18 protein-coding genes and 1 riboswitch are annotated in these 16,739 nt (G+C 61.5%); of the genes, 9 read left to right on the plus strand and 9 right to left on the minus strand.

Features of this window, described 5'->3' with window-relative positions:
* Positions 1 to 32: 32 nt before the first annotated feature.
* Entirely contained in the window at positions 33 to 506 is a 474-nt protein-coding gene (locus RBQ93_RS01170) for a helix-hairpin-helix domain-containing protein (RefSeq protein ID WP_320370161.1), read from the minus strand.
* A 173-nt stretch (positions 507 to 679) separates the two neighbouring features.
* On the opposite strand from RBQ93_RS01170, the gene RBQ93_RS01175 reads away from it, so the two are divergent.
* Positions 680 to 1,069 (plus strand): hypothetical protein, encoded by a 390-nt coding sequence (locus RBQ93_RS01175; RefSeq protein ID WP_320370162.1) that lies wholly within the window; start codon positions 680 to 682, stop codon positions 1,067 to 1,069.
* Between the two features lie 83 nt (positions 1,070 to 1,152).
* On the opposite strand, the gene cobC is transcribed toward RBQ93_RS01175, so the two are convergent.
* From cobC to thiF, 6 genes are all read right to left on the minus strand, one after another.
* The gene (gene cobC, locus RBQ93_RS01180) at positions 1,153 to 1,755 is read right to left on the minus strand and encodes an alpha-ribazole phosphatase (RefSeq protein WP_320370163.1); all 603 of its coding nucleotides are present in this window, start codon (positions 1,753 to 1,755) and stop codon (positions 1,153 to 1,155) included.
* A 7-nt stretch (positions 1,756 to 1,762) separates the two neighbouring features.
* Positions 1,763 to 2,515 carry an adenosylcobinamide-GDP ribazoletransferase gene (gene cobS, locus RBQ93_RS01185; RefSeq protein WP_320370164.1) on the minus strand — a complete coding sequence of 251 codons (753 nt, stop codon included), beginning with the start codon at positions 2,513 to 2,515 and terminating at the stop codon, positions 1,763 to 1,765.
* A gap of 8 nt (positions 2,516 to 2,523) precedes the next feature.
* On the minus strand, positions 2,524 to 3,576 hold the full coding sequence (gene cobT, locus RBQ93_RS01190; RefSeq protein WP_320370165.1) for a nicotinate-nucleotide--dimethylbenzimidazole phosphoribosyltransferase: 1,053 nt from the start codon (positions 3,574 to 3,576) through the stop codon (positions 2,524 to 2,526).
* Between the two features lie 18 nt (positions 3,577 to 3,594).
* Positions 3,595 to 4,128 carry a bifunctional adenosylcobinamide kinase/adenosylcobinamide-phosphate guanylyltransferase gene (gene cobU, locus RBQ93_RS01195; protein WP_320370166.1) on the minus strand — a complete coding sequence of 178 codons (534 nt, stop codon included), beginning with the start codon at positions 4,126 to 4,128 and terminating at the stop codon, positions 3,595 to 3,597.
* Positions 4,129 to 4,218: 90 nt separating this feature from the next.
* Positions 4,219 to 4,342, minus strand: a riboswitch (cobalamin riboswitch).
* Between the two features lie 25 nt (positions 4,343 to 4,367).
* The gene (mnmA, locus tag RBQ93_RS01200; RefSeq protein ID WP_320370167.1) at positions 4,368 to 5,432 is read right to left on the minus strand and encodes a tRNA 2-thiouridine(34) synthase MnmA; all 1,065 of its coding nucleotides are present in this window, start codon (positions 5,430 to 5,432) and stop codon (positions 4,368 to 4,370) included.
* Complete coding sequence (thiF, locus tag RBQ93_RS01205; protein WP_320370168.1) at positions 5,429 to 6,232, minus strand: sulfur carrier protein ThiS adenylyltransferase ThiF; 804 nt, start codon at positions 6,230 to 6,232, stop codon at positions 5,429 to 5,431. The genes mnmA and thiF overlap by 4 nt, the downstream gene beginning before the upstream one ends.
* A gap of 114 nt (positions 6,233 to 6,346) precedes the next feature.
* Here thiF and RBQ93_RS01210 point away from each other — a divergent pair, with 114 nt between their 5' ends.
* From RBQ93_RS01210 to RBQ93_RS01240, 7 genes are all read left to right on the plus strand, one after another.
* On the plus strand, positions 6,347 to 8,137 hold the full coding sequence (locus RBQ93_RS01210) for an ABC transporter ATP-binding protein (RefSeq protein ID WP_320370169.1): 1,791 nt from the start codon (positions 6,347 to 6,349) through the stop codon (positions 8,135 to 8,137).
* A 63-nt stretch (positions 8,138 to 8,200) separates the two neighbouring features.
* Positions 8,201 to 8,935: a hydrogenase nickel incorporation protein HypB gene (gene hypB, locus RBQ93_RS01215; RefSeq protein ID WP_320370170.1), complete on the plus strand. Its 735-nt coding sequence runs from the start codon at positions 8,201 to 8,203 to the stop codon at positions 8,933 to 8,935.
* Positions 8,908 to 11,199, plus strand: a complete 2,292-nt coding sequence (gene hypF, locus RBQ93_RS01220; protein ID WP_320370171.1) for a carbamoyltransferase HypF — start codon at positions 8,908 to 8,910, stop codon at positions 11,197 to 11,199. Before hypB ends, hypF begins: the two co-directional genes overlap by 28 nt.
* A 55-nt stretch (positions 11,200 to 11,254) precedes the next feature.
* Complete coding sequence (locus RBQ93_RS01225; protein ID WP_320370172.1) at positions 11,255 to 11,485, plus strand: HypC/HybG/HupF family hydrogenase formation chaperone; 231 nt, start codon at positions 11,255 to 11,257, stop codon at positions 11,483 to 11,485.
* Positions 11,485 to 12,582 (plus strand): hydrogenase formation protein HypD, encoded by a 1,098-nt coding sequence (gene hypD / locus RBQ93_RS01230; protein ID WP_320370173.1) that lies wholly within the window; start codon positions 11,485 to 11,487, stop codon positions 12,580 to 12,582. The genes RBQ93_RS01225 and hypD overlap by 1 nt, the downstream gene beginning before the upstream one ends.
* 21 nt (positions 12,583 to 12,603) lie before the next feature.
* The gene (locus RBQ93_RS01235; RefSeq protein ID WP_320370174.1) at positions 12,604 to 13,506 is read left to right on the plus strand and encodes a protoglobin domain-containing protein; all 903 of its coding nucleotides are present in this window, start codon (positions 12,604 to 12,606) and stop codon (positions 13,504 to 13,506) included.
* A gap of 2 nt (positions 13,507 to 13,508) precedes the next feature.
* Positions 13,509 to 14,081, plus strand: coding sequence for a hypothetical protein (locus RBQ93_RS01240; protein WP_320370175.1), 573 nt, complete (start codon positions 13,509 to 13,511; stop codon positions 14,079 to 14,081).
* On the opposite strand, the gene RBQ93_RS01245 is transcribed toward RBQ93_RS01240, so the two are convergent.
* Both RBQ93_RS01245 and pap read right to left on the minus strand, forming a co-directional pair.
* A complete protein-coding gene (locus RBQ93_RS01245) occupies positions 14,078 to 14,578 on the minus strand; it encodes a chemotaxis protein CheX (protein ID WP_320370176.1) in 501 nt (166 codons plus the stop codon). The genes RBQ93_RS01240 and RBQ93_RS01245 overlap by 4 nt on opposite strands.
* A gap of 35 nt (positions 14,579 to 14,613) precedes the next feature.
* Positions 14,614 to 16,101, minus strand: coding sequence for a polyphosphate:AMP phosphotransferase (gene pap / locus RBQ93_RS01250; protein WP_320370177.1), 1,488 nt, complete (start codon positions 16,099 to 16,101; stop codon positions 14,614 to 14,616).
* A gap of 172 nt (positions 16,102 to 16,273) precedes the next feature.
* Here pap and RBQ93_RS01255 point away from each other — a divergent pair, with 172 nt between their 5' ends.
* The gene (locus RBQ93_RS01255; RefSeq protein ID WP_320370178.1) at positions 16,274 to 16,738 is read left to right on the plus strand and encodes a hypothetical protein; all 465 of its coding nucleotides are present in this window, start codon (positions 16,274 to 16,276) and stop codon (positions 16,736 to 16,738) included.
* Position 16,739: the final 1 nt, after the last annotated feature.

Genomic DNA, 16,739 nt, shown 5'->3' on the forward strand with positions numbered 1-16,739 from the left:
TCAAATGGTGGCTTTTAAAGCGGACGCGGCGTCTATTTTTTCTTCGGGGCAGGCTGCTTGGCGATGAGGTGGTCTTTCACCTGATCGTAGGCCGGACCGGGCAGGATGTTGCGCGATTTGAGCTGATCCTTCTTGGCATAAGGACGGCCGGCAACGATCTTGGCGGCGTAGGCTTCGCCAATGCCGGGTATCGCCTTCAGCTCGGCCTCGCTGGCGTTGTTGATGTCGACCTGGGTCAGGCTGGCAGCCTTGGTCTTGGCAGCTGCTTTGGTATCTGCAGTCTTGGCTTTTGCGGCTGCCTTGGTGTCGCTTGCGCTGGCCTTGACAGCGTCTTTGGTTGCCGTCGCCTTGGCTGCTTCAGCCTTGGCAGCGGATTTTGATTCAGCTATTCGCGCCTTTGCCGCATCTTTAGGGTTCGGCAGCATCGGCTCAACAGCAAAGGCGCAGGTGGCGAACATGGTCAGTGTGATCAGCAGGCAAAGTGTCTTGGTCCAGAGTTGGTGCATGGTGTGAACCTCCTTGGGGTGACTGCTTGAGTGTAAAATGCTGCATCCGTTTGTAGCAGGGGGGGGAAAGGGTGTCAAGGATCGGGCTTGCCGAGCAAGACCTTGCCAGCAGAGTGGGGGATGTGCTATAGCAACAGGGCTTTTTGATAAAAAACGGAGAGGAATCAAGATCAATGAGTCATCAGCGCAAACCGGAGATCAACTTCAACTACATCTTTAACTACACCTACAACCCGACCTACACCAACGGCGTACAGGGCGGTTTCACCCCCCGTGGTGAGTTGGTCATGCATTTTTATCAGGAGCGTCCGGCCCTGCCCAAGGAAGTAACCCACGAGATCACCCCCGAAGGTGGCATCGGCGCCATGACCGAGGCCGACCCCAAAAACCTGAACGGCACCATGGTCCGTTTCATTGAGACCGGGGTCACCATGAACTTCCAGACCGCAGCCATGATTCACGCCTGGCTGGGTGAGCAGCTGGGCCAGATGCAGGCCGTGCTCAAGGCTCAGGCCGAGTTTATGCAGGGCGGTGCGCCTGAAACGGCCGCTGAAGGCCAGTAGTTCGATTGCTAGATAGCTTGAAGTATAAACGGCCTGCGGAAATCTCCGCAGGCCGTTTTGGTGTGTAGCATGCCGTCACGGCGCTAGCCGTTGAGCAGCTTCACCGTGGCCCGTCCGTCCGGATAGTAATCGATGATATTCAGGCAGCCGTAGTTTTGTTCAATGTTGAACATATTGGCCAACGGCGCACCGATGGCGTTCAGCAGGATGATCCGGTTCAGGCCGCCGTGACCCACCAGCAGTATCTCCTGGCCCTGGTGCCGTTCCAGCACTTCCTGTACCACCGGCATGGCCCGGTTGTGCAGATCCAGCAGGTTTTCCCCTTGCGGCACCCGATAGTTGACCAGATCGTTGAGGCGGGCCTGCCATTCCTCTGGCCAGCGGCCCTGAATCTCCTGCCAAGTCAGACTCTCCCAGATGCCGATGTTCAGTTCGCGCAGTTCGCTGCGATGCACCGGCTGAATGCCAAACTGCTGGCAGATGATGTCGGCGCCGATCCGGCAACGGGTTAGGTCGCTGGAGTAACAGGCCGAGATCCGTTTATCGGACAGGCGGTCCTTCAGTTGGTGGTACTGTTCGACCCCCAGGTCGGTCAGGGCCACATCATGGTGGCCGTTGTAACGGCGTTGTTCATGGCCAACCACTTGGCCGTGGCGGATCAGATAGATGCGGGTGAATGCGGTCATAAGTGGCTCAAATCCTGGTTAGAATGGCCGTTGTGGCAACAACGGCAAGCAGTGCAAGCAGTTCGGCTAGTTCAGAGGCGCAGCCAACGATGTCGCCGCTGATGCCCCCCAGACGGCGGGTGAAATACCAGCGGGTCAGCAGCGCCCACAGCGTTACGACCAGCCAGGCCACCAGTCCGGTAAACTGGAGGCTGAGCCAGGCCAGTGGCAGGATGGTGGCCGTTGCCAGCAGCAGCTGGTTGGGACCCAGCCCAGCTAAAAAGGCATTTCCCAGGCCGTCCGGACGGGCCGACCGGCTGCCGGCCAGCACCACCAGCTGGGCAAAGCGCGCCAGTGCCGGCACTGCCAGCAGGGCCGGCCGTTTAAGGTCCATCGGCACCGCCAGCAGGGCTGCGTACTTGACGAGCAATCCCAGCACCAACCCGGTCACGCCGATGGCGCCGACCCGCGAATCCTTCATGACCTCCAGGAAGCGCTGCTTGTCGCCCCGGGCTGCCAGGCCGTCGCAGACATCGGCCAGGCCGTCCAGGTGCAGACCGCCGGTGATCAGGGCCAGCAAGGTCACCAGCAGGGCATCGGTCAGCTGGCGCGGAAAGAGCGGGGTCAGGGCCAGGTCGGCCAGCCAGAGTAGCCCGCCAATCAAAAATCCGGCCAGCGGAAACCAGGCTGTGGAACGGCCTAGGTCGCCTGCCTCGCAACGCTTGGGCGATGGCAACGGCAGGATGGTCAGGAACTGCAGGGCGATCAAGAGGTGGCGCATGATGACCTTCAGTGTCCGGCCACGCCGGCCTGTTCAAAGGTGGCCATCTCAGCCAGGATCTTGACGCCGGCCTCGATCAGGGTCATGGCCAGCGCCCCGCCGGTCCCTTCACCCAGGCGTAGCCCAAGATCAAGGATCGGTTTCACGCCGATCCGTTCCAGCATGAAACGGTGCCCCACCTCCACTGATTCGTGGGCGGCAAACAGGTGATCACGCAGGTTGGGATGCAGCTCCGCAGCGATCAGGGCGCCGGCAGTGGAGATAAAGCCATCCATCACGACCGGGATCTTGTTGGCGGCGCAGCCCAGCACCAACCCGGCAATGGCGGCGATCTCCAGGCCACCTACCTTCTGCAGCACGTCCAGCGGGTCGCGGGGGTCGGGCTTGTTGATTGCCAGCCCCCTGGTGATGGCGGCCAGCTTGAGGGCCAACGCCTGGTCGCCAATGCCGGTGCCGCGGTGGGTAACCTGTTCCACCGAAAGGCCACTCAAGGCGGCGATGATGGCCGAGGAGGGGCTGGTGTTGCCGATCCCCATCTCGCCGGTGCCCACCAGGCCGACCCCTTCTGCCTTGCACTGATCGGCCAGCTCGATGCCCACCATAAGTGCCGCCAGCATCTGGTCGCGGCTCATGGCCGGTCCCTGGGCGAAGTTGGCGCTACCGCGGGCAACCTTCCGGTGAATCAGGCCGGGGCAGCCTCCGAAATCATGGTCTACCCCCACATCCACCACCCGAACCTCGGCCCCGGCATGGCGGGCCAAGACGTTTACACCGGCGCCGCCCTGCAGGAAATTAAAGACCATCTGGGCGGTCACCGCTTTGGGGTAGAGCGAGACCCCCTCCTCGGTGATGCCGTGGTCAGCGGCAAAGGTGAAGATCACCTTCTTTGTCAGGTCGGGTTGCTGCTGGCCACTGATGGCCACCAGCCGGCAGGCAAACTCTTCCAGTCTGCCCAGTGAGCCCAATGGCTTGGTCTTGCAGTCCAGTCGCGCCTGGGTGGCAGCCAGCAGGCCGGCATCGAGCGGGGTGATCCGGTTCAGAACGGTTTCGAGACGTTGCATGGAGTTCGGTTCCTTGGGTTATTTGAGCTTGAGCGGCAGGCCGCAGATCAGGGTGTAGACCTCGTCGCAGCTGGCGGCCAGAATCTGGTTGGTCTGACCGGCCAGGTCGCGGAACAGGCGGCCCAACCGGTGCTCCGGTACGATGCCCATGCCCACCTCGTTGGTCACCAGAATCACCGGTGTTTGCATGGCGCGCAGGGTGGTGGCCAGACGGTGGACAGTACCGACAATCTGTTCGTTACGTTCGGTGTCGTTCTGATCGCGGGCCAACAGCAGGTTGGTCAGCCAGAGGGTGACACAGTCAACCAGAATGGCGCCGTAGGTGCCGTCCAGCCGGGCCAGGGTCTGGGGCAAGGCCAGCGGCTCCTCCACGGTTTGCCAGTCGGCACCGCGCCGGGCCCGGTGCTGGGCGATCCGTTCCTCCATCTCGTCGTCGAGGGCCTGGGCGGTGGCCAGGTAGCAGAGCGGCGGTTGATAGCGCAGGGTCTGCTGCTCGGCAAAGCGGCTCTTGCCGCTGCGAACGCCGCCGGTAATCAGGGTGGTGGGTGCCATGGCCGCCTTTCAGAAACAAAAAAACCTGTCCGTTGGGGGACAGGTGGTGCGTCGCGCGTAAGCCGGCTTGGGTGCCTCTCTCCCCGGAGGCAGTTCAAGCAGGTGGCTGGCAGGTATTCTGGCTCCAGGGACAGGCCCTGTTACAGTTGCGGGACAGCGGGGGAGTCGCACCCCCTTCCCCTGATCCAGTCACACGAGCAATTTTTGTAACAGAACGCAGACCGCAATGTCAAACGGGATTACGGGTGGCTAGCAACCACGGGCGCAACGATCCGCCCGCCGCCCAGCACCTGGTCGTCCTGGTAGAAAACCACAAACTGCCCCGGCGTGACCGACTTCTGCTGGTGATCGAACAGCACCTTGCAGCGACCGTCGGCCTCAAGCGTAACCTGGCAGGGCACCGGCTGGTGACGGTAGCGTATCTTGCAGCTGGTTGCGAAGGTCGTCGCTTGCGGCGGGATGATCCAGCTCATCGCCTCCGCCAGCAGGCCGGCGGTCAGGACATGGGGCTGCTCACCCACCACCACCCGGTTGCTGGCGGCATCGATGGCAATCACATACAACGGTTCGCTCCAGCCGATCCCCAGCCCCTTGCGCTGGCCGATGGTGTAGCGGTGGGTGCCCTGGTGGCGGCCCAGCACCGTGCCGTCAACATGGACGATCTCCCCGCGGTGCGCCTTAACTCCATGGCCTTCCAGAAATGCAACGTAGTCATCACCGGGGATGAAGCAGACCTCCTGGCTGTCCCCTTTGTGGGCCACGTCCAGGCCGAATTGCTCAGCCAGCCGACGCACCTCGTCCTTGCTCTCGATAGCGCCCAGCGGAAAGAGCACCCGGGCCAGCTGCTGCTGGGTAAGGGTGTAGAGGAAGTAGGACTGGTCCTTGGCCCGGTTGGCGGCAACCCGCAGGTGGTAGGTGCCATCCGGGTCAACGGTTTTTTGCGCATAGTGCCCGGTGGCCAGCAGGTCGGCCCCCAGCGCGCGGGCCCTGTCCAGCAGCAGACCGAACTTGATCGAGCGGTTGCAGCAGACGCACGGGTTGGGAGTCTGTCCCTGACGGTACTGGCTGATAAAGTCGTCAATCACCTGCTCTTTGAACGGCAGTTCGAAGTCGGCAACATGGTGTTCGATACCCAACTGTTGCGCCACCCGCGCCGCATCGTCAACCGCTGAGTCAGCCCCGCAGCTTTGGGGCTCAAACAGGTGCATGGTGATGCCGATCAGTTCATGCCCCTGCTGTTTCAGCAGGGCGGCGGTGACCGATGAATCAACCCCGCCGCTCATGGCGACCGCAATCCGGCTCATAGTTCTTCCCCCAGGATCAGGCGCACCGCCTGGTTGGCCTGCTGGCAGGCGGCGATGCCGACCCGCGGCGCCATCAGCCCGTTGCCCGGCGCTGCCTCGGAGCTGCCATCCCCCACCAGGTAGAGCCGCCGGTTCAGGCGGCGGGTCTGGATGCTGTTGTTGCTGCCGTAGCCGGCCACCCCTGAGGCGGCGATGACGGTAACACCCGGCAGTCTTTCCATCGCCGTGTCCACCAGCATGGCCTTCATCTCGGCCCGGTCAAAGGCCTCGATCAGCACACTGCAGGGGGAGAAAATAAGGGGCAGGTTGCCCGGATCGAGTACGACGCAGTGGCTGGTCAGCTGCAGGTAGGGATTGATGCGACGCAGCGTCTCGACCAGGGCCTCCACCTTGGGCATCCCCAGCTGATCCACAAAGTACTGCTGGCGGTTCAGGTTGGAGGGCTCCACCAGGTCGAAATCAGCCAGTACCAGGTGCCCGACGCCGATCCGCGCCAGGGCTACGGCCACGGCGGAACCCAGGCCGCCCACCCCGGCAATGCCGACGCAGGCCGCCTTCAGGCGGGCATGGATACCAGGGGTGTGGCGGGCCGCCATCAGATACTCCAATTCATCCGCTGGTGGCATCTCGCCCCGCTTGATCAGAAACAGCTCGTCGTCCGGCGACAGCATGGTCTCCGCTGAGGCGGGGAAGCCGTTCAGGATCAGTACATCGGCCCCTGGCCGGTGTTGCTGCGCCAGCTGGCCGACGGTCAGCCCGCCGTCGATGGTGATTACCTGTTCATTGAGCCGGATCTGCATGCCGGCACTATACCTGAAAAAGGTCACTGATCGCAAAGCAGATTCATTGCTGCGTGCTTCTGGTTGACAAGCGGCTGGTGCTTTGACAAGCTCCACTGCGAGGAGTGTGTTGCAATGCACCACGGTGGTCTGCACGAAGATGCCATAGCCGGCAAGGCCTACGACAGCCGTCTGTTGGCCCGGTTCATGCGTTATGTCATGCCCTATCGGCTGAGCGTGGCGGGAATACTGCTGCTGCTGCCGCTGTTGGCGTTGTGTCGTCTGGCACAGCCGCTGATCCTGAAGCATGCCATTGACCGGGTGATCGTTCCGGGGCGGCTCGATCTGCTGCCTGGCCCGGCGGCCCTCTTTGTGGCCGTGCTGGCGCTGGAGGCGCTGTTGGTCTGGCTTGAGGTCTACGGTCTGCAATCGATCGGACAGCGGGTGATGCACGATCTGCGCACGGCGTTGTTCAGCCATGTGCTGCGGCTGCCGACCCGCTGGTTCGACCGCACCGCCACCGGGGCCACGGTGACCCGCCTGACCAGCGACGTGGAGGCGTTGGGGGAGATGTTTGCCGCCGGCATCATCACCATCGTTGGTGATCTGCTGCTTTTGGCCGGCATCATTGCGGCTATGCTCTGGATGGCGCCACAGCTGTCGCTGGTGACCTTCACGGTGTTGCCGCCGTTGATCTTCGTGGCCTGGTTGTTCCGACGCAATATGCGCCAGGCCTTTCGCGAGGTGCGGGCACGTCTGGGCAGGATGAACGGACACCTGGCCGAGGTGATCGGCGGCATGGCGGTGGTACAGTCCTATGGTCGCGAACAGGACGAGGCGAGCCGTTTTTCCGAGTTGAATGCGGCCCACCGTGATGCCAACCTGCCGGTGATCAGCTGGGATGCGTCGTTGTACGCCATCGTTGAGATGTTTTCCGCTCTGGCCATCGCCCTGATCGTCTGGTATGGCGGTGGGCAGATTGTGCAGGGGGCGCTGACCTTCGGTACCCTGGTGGCCTTTATCCAATACATCGAGAAATTCTTCGGTCCGATTCGAGATCTGTCGGCCAAGTATGGCGTGATGCAGGGGGCCATGGCAGCCCTTGAGCGGATATTTGCGGTGCTGGATGAGCCGGAAGAGTGTCCGGTGGGAGAGGTCCCGGCCCGGCAGGCCGATCGGTCTTTGACGCTGCCGGCCATGGTGGCGTTTCGTGATGTTTCCTTCGCCTACCGTCAAGGAGAACCATCACTCACGGCTATCAACCTGTCCGTGCAGCGGGGAGAGCGGGTGGCCCTGGTGGGGGGGAGCGGTGGCGGCAAGACTACGCTGGTGCGCCTTTTGGGGCGACAGTACGAGATCGACAGCGGCAGCATCCAGCTGGACGGCATCGACATCAGGACGATCCCGTTGACTGAGCTGCGGCAGCGGATGGCGGTGGTGCAGCAGGAACCGGTGATCTTCGCCGGTACGGTCGGCTTTAACATCGGCCTCGGTGACCCGGAGGCAGAAAAGCGGGTGCGGACTGCCGCTGCCACCGTGGGGGCCGACCGCTTCATTGAGCGGCTGCCCCAGGGCTATGAAACGGAGTTGGCCGAACGGGGCAGTGACCTCTCGCTGGGGGAGCGGCAATTGATCTCCTTTGCGCGGGCCGTGGCCTTTGATCCCGAATTGCTGATTCTGGATGAGGCCACCGCCAGTGTGGACAGCACCAGCGAAGAGTTGATCCAGGAAGGGGTACACCGTCTGCTGGTGGGGCGCACCGCCCTGGTGATCGCCCACCGTCTGTCCACCGTGCGGGATGCGGATCGAATCGTGGTCATCAGCCAGGGCAGGGTCGTGGAGCAGGGCAGCCATGACCAGCTGCTGGCCCAGGGGGGCGAATATGCCCGCCTGTACTGCCTGCAGTTTGATTGCGGGGCTGGTTGACACTCTGCTAGCCCGCTGCGCCGAGTATCACGCATAAAACGCAGTATGCATAAGGAGCCTGCTATGTGCACCACTTGTGGCTGCAGCCCCGCAGCCGCCCATCACCATGGGCACGATCATGACCACCAGCATGATGAGTCGCAGCGTACTACGCGGATCAGCATCGAAGAGGATGTGCTGGCCAAGAACAATCGGCTGGCAGCCTTCAACCGTTCGCTGTTCAAGGAAAAGCAGATCCTGGTACTGAATCTGGTTTCCTCTCCCGGTTCCGGCAAGACCAGCCTGCTGGAGCGAACCCTACGCGATCTGTCCGGCCGTTACCGCTGCGCCGTGATCGAGGGCGACCAGCAGACCGACAACGACGCCCGTCGCATCGCCGCCACCGGCGTGCCGGTCAGGCAGATCAACACCGGGGCCGGCTGCCATCTGGATGCCCATATGGTGATGCATGCCACAGAAGCATTCGATCTGGACAATCTTGACCTCCTGTTCATCGAAAACGTCGGTAACCTGGTCTGCCCGGCCGCCTTCGATCTGGGGGAGGCCCACAAGGTGGTGGTGCTCTCGGTGACCGAAGGCGAGGACAAGCCGCTCAAGTACCCGCAGATGTTCCACAACTCCGGCCTGATGCTGCTGAATAAGGTGGACCTGCTGCCGCACCTCTCCTTTGATCTGGCCCAGTGCAAGGAATACGCAGCACGGGTGAGCCACCAGCTGGCCATTCTTGAGGTGTCCGCCAGCACCGGTCAGGGGCTGGGAGCCTGGTACGAGTGGCTGGCCAAGGAGCTGGGGCGATAGCCCGCCAGGCATATCAGATCAGCGGTACGGTCCAGGGGGTGGGGTTCCGCCCCTTTGTCTACCGGCTGGCAACAGAACTGAATCTTTCCGGCTGGGTGCGTAATACCCCCGCTGGGGTGGAATTGGAGCTGCAGGGGACTCCGGCGGCGTTGGAGCTGTTTGGCCGGCGTCTGCCGGCTGAAGTGCCACCACTGGCGGTTATCAATGGGCTCGAGCAGCGTGACTTGGCTGAGCAGCCCGAAGAGAACGAATTTAGCATCCTGCCCAGCGGTGATGGCCGGCGTGAGGTGCAGATTGCGCCGGATACGGCCCTCTGTCCTGACTGCCGACGGGAACTGTTCGACCCTGCTGACCGTCGTTTTCGTCATCCCTTCATCAGCTGCACCAACTGCGGTCCCCGTTTTACCATCGTGACCGCTACCCCCTACGACCGTCCCCTGACCACCATGGCCGGGTTCCCGCTCTGCCCGGCCTGTCAGGCTGAGTACGACAATCCGGCTGATCGCCGCTTCCACGCCCAGCCGATCGCCTGTCCGGACTGCGGTCCCCGCCTGTCCCTGATCCCCGATGATCCGCAGCCGGTGTCCCGCGCAGCGGCACTGCTGCTGCAGGGATTGATCGTGGCCGTGAAAGGGCTGGGCGGTTTTCACCTGGCGGTAGATGCGGCCAGCAACGATGCGGTTGCCCGGCTGCGGCAGCGTAAGCAGCGCGACGAAAAGCCGTTTGCCGTGATGGTGCCCGATCTGGCCACTGCCCGCATGCTGGCACAACTGTCACCGATGGAGGAACGGCTGCTGAGCGGACCGGAGGCCCCGATCGTGATTGTGCGCCGTCGTCCCGATACTGCCGTATCGCCGCTGGTGGCACCGGGTAGCCAATGGATCGGCCTGGTGCTAGCCTATACGCCGCTGCACCAGTTGCTGTTTGCCGAAACGAAACTGGCTGCGCTGGTGATGACCAGCGCCAACCCTGCTGATCAGCCGATGATCTCTGACGATGAAACGGCGGTTCAGCAATTGGCCGGCATTGCCGATGCCCTGTTGACCCATGATCGGCCGATCCAGACCCGCACCGATGATTCGGTGCTGCGGGCCTTTCGGGATATGCCGCTCTTTTACCGTCGTTCACGGGGCTATGTGCCCCGGCCGGTGCCGCTCTGCTTCGATGCCGGGCAGCTACTGGCGGTGGGGGCGGAGCTGAAGAACACCATCTGTGTCAGCCGGGGTGATCAGGCCTTGCTCAGCCAGCATATCGGCGACCTCAAAAACGAGCAGACCTTCGATACCTTCCGTCAGACCATCGACCAGCTGCGGGATATCCTGGCGCTACAGCCGACCATGGTGGTTTGCGACCTGCATCCCGATTATCTCTCCACCCGGTATGCGCAGTCCTGCGGCCTGCCGCTGCAGACCGTCCAGCACCATCATGCCCATCTGGCTGCCTGTATGGCTGAAAACGGGCTTGGAGGAGAGCTGATTGGCGTGATCTTCGACGGCACCGGCCTGGGTGACGACGGCTCGGTCTGGGGGGGCGAGTTTCTGGTGGGGGGCTACGCAACGGTGCGACGGGCCGGGCATCTCAAATCGGTGCGGTTGCCTGGCGGCGATGCTGCCGCCCGAGAACCGTGGCGGATGGCGGTGGCCTGGCTGTATGAGCGGCTTGGTGATCAGGTCTGGCGGTTGCCCGGGATGCCGCTGCTGGCTACAAGTGAGCGGCAGGTACTGCTGGCGATGCTGTCCCGCGGGGTTAGCGCGCCGCTTACTTCTAGCATGGGCCGCCTGTTCGATGCCGCTGCCGTAGTGGTGGGAGCCGCTGATCGTAACCGTTTTGACGGACAGGCGGCAATGGCCCTTGAGGCGCTGGCCGAGCAGGCGGCTGACGCTGCCCCCCTGCCTGGGCTCGATCTGTGTGATCACGGGAATGAGCCGTTTCAGCTGGACGCCGTCCGGTTACTGCTGGCCCTGAGCGATGGCTGTCGTATGGGCGTTGCCGCTGCTGAGCTGGCATTGGGCTTTCACCGTGCCCTGGCAGAAGCGGTGTTGGCAGGCTGTATCCGGCTGCGGGCAAGCACTGGCCTTGAGCGGGTGGTGCTGTCGGGCGGCGTGTTTCAGAATCGCCTTTTGTCTGAGATGGTGTATACTCGCCTGGCCCAGGCAGGCTTTGCCGTCTTTATGCATCGCCTGACGCCTCCCAATGACGGTGGCATCGCCTTGGGGCAGGTGGCGGTGGCCGCGCATCGCAGGGACCTGTCGGGCATACTGTAAATTGTTTTGTAAACTCAATTTGTGTGTGATGGTGACGTGTCAGAAGGGGCAGGCTATGTGCCTTGGTGTGCCGATGCAGGTAGTCAGTGTGGGAGATGATTCCGCCATTGCTGAAATTGATGGTGTGCGTCGTGAGGCCAGCCTTTTGATGCTGTCCGAACCGGTGGCAGTGGGAGAATACCTGCTGGTGCATGCCGGCTTTGCGATTGCCCGGATCGATGCGGATGAGGCCGAGGAGACACTGCGCCTGATGCGGGAGGCCTTTGACAGTGGGGATACTGCCTAGTGCGGTTTCAGCAGGAATACTGCGCCCCTGATCTGGTGCAGGGGTTGGCTGCGGCACTTGATCGTGAGGCTGGTGGCCTGACCGCGCCGCTCCGCTTGATGGAGGTTTGCGGCACCCACACCATGGCCATCGCACGTTTTGGCCTCAAAAGCCTGTTGCCGCCGCAGATCAGGTTGGTATCCGGCCCTGGCTGCCCGGTCTGTGTGACGCCGGTGGGCTATCTGGACCACGCCCTGGCCCTGGCTGCAGATCCTGACCATCTGGTGGCCACCTTCGGTGACCTGCTGCGGGTGCCCGGTTCTGCCTCGTCACTGATGGAACAGCGGGCCCATGGTGCCGATGTGCGGGTGGTCTGGTCGGCGCTCGATGCGGTTGCGCTGGCCGCCCGACACCCTGAGCGGCGGGTGATTTTTCTGGGTGTCGGTTTCGAGACCACGGCTCCCACGGTGGCGGCTGCCATCCTGCAGGCAGAACAACAGGGGCTACAGAATTTCTTTGTGCTGTGTGGCCACAAGACCATGCCGCAGGCGATGGCGCTGCTCTCTGCCGATCCTGAATTGCCGATCGATGGCTATCTCTGCCCGGCCCATGTCAGTACGGTGGTCGGCGCTAGGGTCTATCAGCCGCTGGCTGAGCAGTACGGCATTCCTTGCGTGGTGACCGGTTTTGAGGCGGCCGATCTGTTGCAGGGCATCCTGCTGCTGGTGCGGCAGCACCTGGAGCGGCAAGCCCGGGTTGAGATTCAGTATCGTCGCGCTGTCAGCTGGCAGGGCAACCAGCGGGCCCAGCTGCTGCTGAGCCAGGTCTTCGAACCGTGCGATGCCGAGTGGCGCGGTCTGGGAACGATTGCCGGCAGTGGTTTGCAGCTCCAAGAGCGGTATAGCTGTTTTGACGCGGCTCGTCAGCTTTCGGTTGCGGTGCCGGCGCCCCGTGAGCCGGATGGTTGCTGCTGCGGCAAAGTGCTGACCGGCCGGATAGAGCCGCAGGACTGTCCGCTGTTTGGAACTGCCTGTCAACCAGAGACCCCGGTGGGGGCCTGCATGGTCTCCGGCGAGGGAAGTTGCGCCGCAGCCTGGCGTTACGGCATACAGTATTAGGCATCAGGAGGTATGGCGAGTATGGCAAATTCGATGGATGTGCTGAAACGGCATTATTTTTTTAGCGAAGCCGATGAGCAGCGGTTGCAGGAACTGTTGCCCCTGGCGGAACAACACCAGCAGCAGATGGTGGACCAGTTTTACGACTATATCGTCTCTCAGCCGGAGACGGCCAGCATCCTGGCCAAACAGTCCACCCGCGAGAAGATGAGCCATTATCACCGCCTGTGGTTCCTGTCCCTGTTCCAGGGCAGCTATGATGAGCTCTATCTGCAAAATCTGAAACGGATCGGTCATGCCCATGTGCGGGTGGGGCTGCCGGTCAATTTCGTCAACGCCGCCATGCACCGGGTACGCCACTTTCTGCATCACCTGATCCATGACAGCTTCACTGACCGCGATCAGCGGCGTAATTATCGCGAGGCAGCCGACAAGATCCTGGATATGAATCTCTCGGTGATGACCTCCTCCTATCGCGATGAAGAGATGAAGAAGGTCTTTGTGTCGCGGCGTCTTGAGTCGGGTCTGATCAAGCTTGCCGAACGCTTCACCTACGGTCTTAATCTGGTGCTGGTGTTGGCCCTGGCCGGGCTTTCGATCGGTGTGGTGGGCTTGTTCATAAACGACCTGACGCTGTTCTTTATCGGCGGTAACCCGGAAAAGGCCATTTTTTCGGCCTTGGGTGAGATGCTGATCCTTTGGATGATGATTGAGCTGCTGGACAATGAGATCAAGAACCTCAAAGGGGGCAGTTTCAACATCCTGGTGTTTATTGGCGTGATCGTGGTTGCCATGGTGCGTGAGATCCTGATCTCGACCCTGCGCCATGACGATCTGAAGACCCAGGCCTTTCTGACGGTGACCCTGCTGGTGCTGGGGGTGGTCTATTATCTGGTCAGCAAGGCCCAGAAGGTACGGGAGTAACGGTGCATCACATCCTGCTGGGCATGGTGGAGGGCTGGCGGCAACGCCGCGCATTGCGTTTGTTGCTGGGGCAGACGCCTGCGACCGCCCGTCTGCTCGACCTGTCGCCCGCCGAGTTCAGCAGGCAGGGCATTGCCGCCCTGGCACTTGACTTCGACGGTGTGCTGGCGCCCCACGGTGCCGACCGGCCGCTGCCGGAGGTGGAGGCCTGGCTGCGACAGGCAGTGGCGGTCTGCGGGGCAGAACGGGTCGTTGTGCTTTCCAACCGTCCCTATGGCCCACGTGTCGATTGGTTTCATGACCAGCTGCCGGGGGTGCGGTTCATCAGTGGTGTCCGCAAGAAACCGTATTGCGATGGTCTGCACAAAACAGGGGAACTGGCTTCAGTTCCCCTGTCTGCAATCCTGATGGCCGACGACCGGCTGCTGACCGGCTGTTTGGCTGCCATCCGCGCCGGCTGCATGCCGTTTTACGTCCGCTCGCCCTATGTGGCGCTGCGTTCCAGCCCCCGCAAGGAACTGTTTTTCATGCTGCTGCGCTGGGCAGAACGCCAGGCAGTACGTCTGCTGCCCTAGTCCGCATCCAGCAGTACGCTGACCATCAGCCATTCCTCATCCAGGTCGAACAAAAGGTTCAGCGAACCGGCCTCCTTGCAACTGATCAGGTACTCGTGGCCGGTCACCACCGATGGCGTTGACAGGCGGATGTCGCTGCCTCCTTTGGATAGATGTTGCTTGAAGTTGCCGGCCACCATGTTAGCCACCTCGCCCAGGGCGTCCAGGATGTCCTGATCCCCCTCTTCCAGGTCCGTATCCAACATGACACTGGCCAGTCTGGTGCCCAGCGAGATCGGCTGGTGTACCGAAACCAGACCGTTATAGGTGCCGGCCAGCCCCACCATGGCTGAGATACAGTCGGTGAAGTGCTTAAGCGGGTCGACTTCCAGCGGCAGATGCATCAGCTCCAGCCCCAGCATGGTTGAAAAGACGGAGCGGGTGTCGTCGATCAGGTTTTTTACCAGCGCCTCTTGGGTCGTGTTGAGGCTGGCCAGGATGGTAGGGTTGATGCCCATAGTGGTCACCTTTGGTGTATAAAATGTAAACTGATTTACAGTTTTTCCAGCGCCTGTTCGATCCGGTTGCAGACGGTCTTCAGTATCTTGATACGCGCGTAGTTTTTGTCATTGGCCTCCACCAGTGTCCAGGGAGCGATCTCGGTGCTGGTGCGGTCGATCATGTCGCAGACTGCCTGTTCGTACAGATCCCATTTGTCGCGGTTGCGCCAGTCTTCTTCCGTGATCTTAAAGCGTTTGAAACCGATCTTTTCCCGCTCCTTAAACCGCTTGAGCTGTTCCTGTTTTGAGATGGCCAGCCAGAATTTGACCACCACCGTGCGGTTACGTACCAACTGTTCTTCGAAGTCGTTGATCTCACCATAGGCGCGCATCCAGTAGGCGTGGGAGCAGTAGCCTTCCACCCGCTCCACCAGGACCCGGCCATACCAGGAACGATCAAAGATCGCCACCCGTCCGCGACGGGGCAGGTGGCGCCAGAACCGCCACATGTAGGGCTGGGCCCGTTCCTCCTCGGTGGGGGCTGCCACCGGAATGATCCGGTACGAACGGGCATCCAGGGCCTGGGTGATGCGGCGGATGCTGCCGCCCTTGCCGGCTGCGTCATTGCCTTCAAATAATGCCACCACCGAGAGCTTGTTGAAGTTCTTGTGGCGTGAAAGCTGGTTAAGCCGTCCCTGCAACGCTGCCAGCTCGGCCTTGTAGTTCTGCTTGGAGAGTTTGTGGGTTAAATCGAGCGTCTGCAAGATATGCAGGCCATCAATGGAGGTTAGCATTGGCGGCAGCGGTTCTTCTTGCTTGGGGGGCTCAGGGGCATCGAGCCGGTTGCGTATCGCCTCCAGCAGCACCTTGCCGATGGTCAGGGAGCGGTAACGCTCGTCGGCCCCTTCCACGATGGTCCAGGGGGCCTCGGGGGTGCTGGTGGTACGCAGCATCCGTTCCGACACGGTCCGAAAGCGATCGTAAAGCTTGAAGTTTTTCCAGTCGCTTTCCTTGATGCGCCAGCGGGTCTTGGGGTCTGACTCCAGTTTTTTAAGCCGCTTTTTCTGCTGTTTTTCCGAAAGGTGCAGCCAGAATTTGAGGATCAACGCCCCTTCATTGCAGAGCATGGTCTCAAAGCGGATGATACGATCCAGTTGTTGATCCAGCTCGGCATTTTTGGTTGTTCCGTAGACGTTGTCCACCAGAGGGGCGGAATACCATGAGCCGATGAAGATGCCGATCTTGCCCTGAGGCGGCAGGTCGCGCCAGTAGCGCCACATCGGTGGACGCTCCCGTTCCTCGTCGGTCAGTTCCCGCAGTGCGTGGGATTCTATGTGGCGCGGGTCCATCCATTCATGCAGCAGGTTCATGGTTTCACCCTTGCCGGCACAATCAACACCGGCGAGCAGGATGATCACCGGGAATTTTTTGGACTGCAGTAGGTCCAGCTGAGCATCAAGCAAGGCCTCGCGCAGGGGTGGTACCTCACGTTTGTAGACCTCTTTGGCAATGTTATGCCCCAATTCGGCTGATTCAAACATGGTCTGCCTCCTGCTGCTGGACTGGTTAACGTCTTTCAGAGGGGTATACCACAAAATAGCCGCCTGACAATCTTGGTAGCCGGTAAGCGACGTTTTGCTTTGTCTTGTCTTGTTATGGGCAGGTGTGGTAGCTTACGAACATTACTTTTTTACACAAATGAGGAGGAAACAGGTGAAAACAACAGTTGTTGCGATGATGATTGCTGCTTTGGCCCTGGCAGGTTGCCAGGACAAACCAAAGACCGAAGCCCCCACCAACCAACAGACGGCTGGTGCCCTGCCGGCTGGCCATCCCCCGGTGGGTGGTATGCCTGCTGCTGACGGTAAAGCTGCCATGCCGTCTGATGCTGCCAAGGGTGACCCCCATGCCGGTCTGAAACCGATGGCAATTCCGGCAGGCGTGCCCACCAAGAGCGGCAAGGTGCTGGAGATGCTGGACGGCGGTCAGTACATCTATATGGAAGTGCAGCATGACGACGGCAAGAAGGTCTGGGTGGCTGCCCTGCCGATGAAGGTGGCTAAGGGCGACAAGGTCAAGTATGCCGATGCTCCGGCCCTGCCCAATTTTCCCAGCAAGACCCTGAACCGCACCTTTGATGCCCTGGTGTTGACCTCGGCAGTTGAGGTGGTCAAGTAGT

It is taken from the genome of Trichlorobacter sp., assembly GCF_034008105.1.
In the GTDB taxonomy this organism is placed as follows: Bacteria; Desulfobacterota; Desulfuromonadia; order Geobacterales; family Pseudopelobacteraceae; genus Trichlorobacter.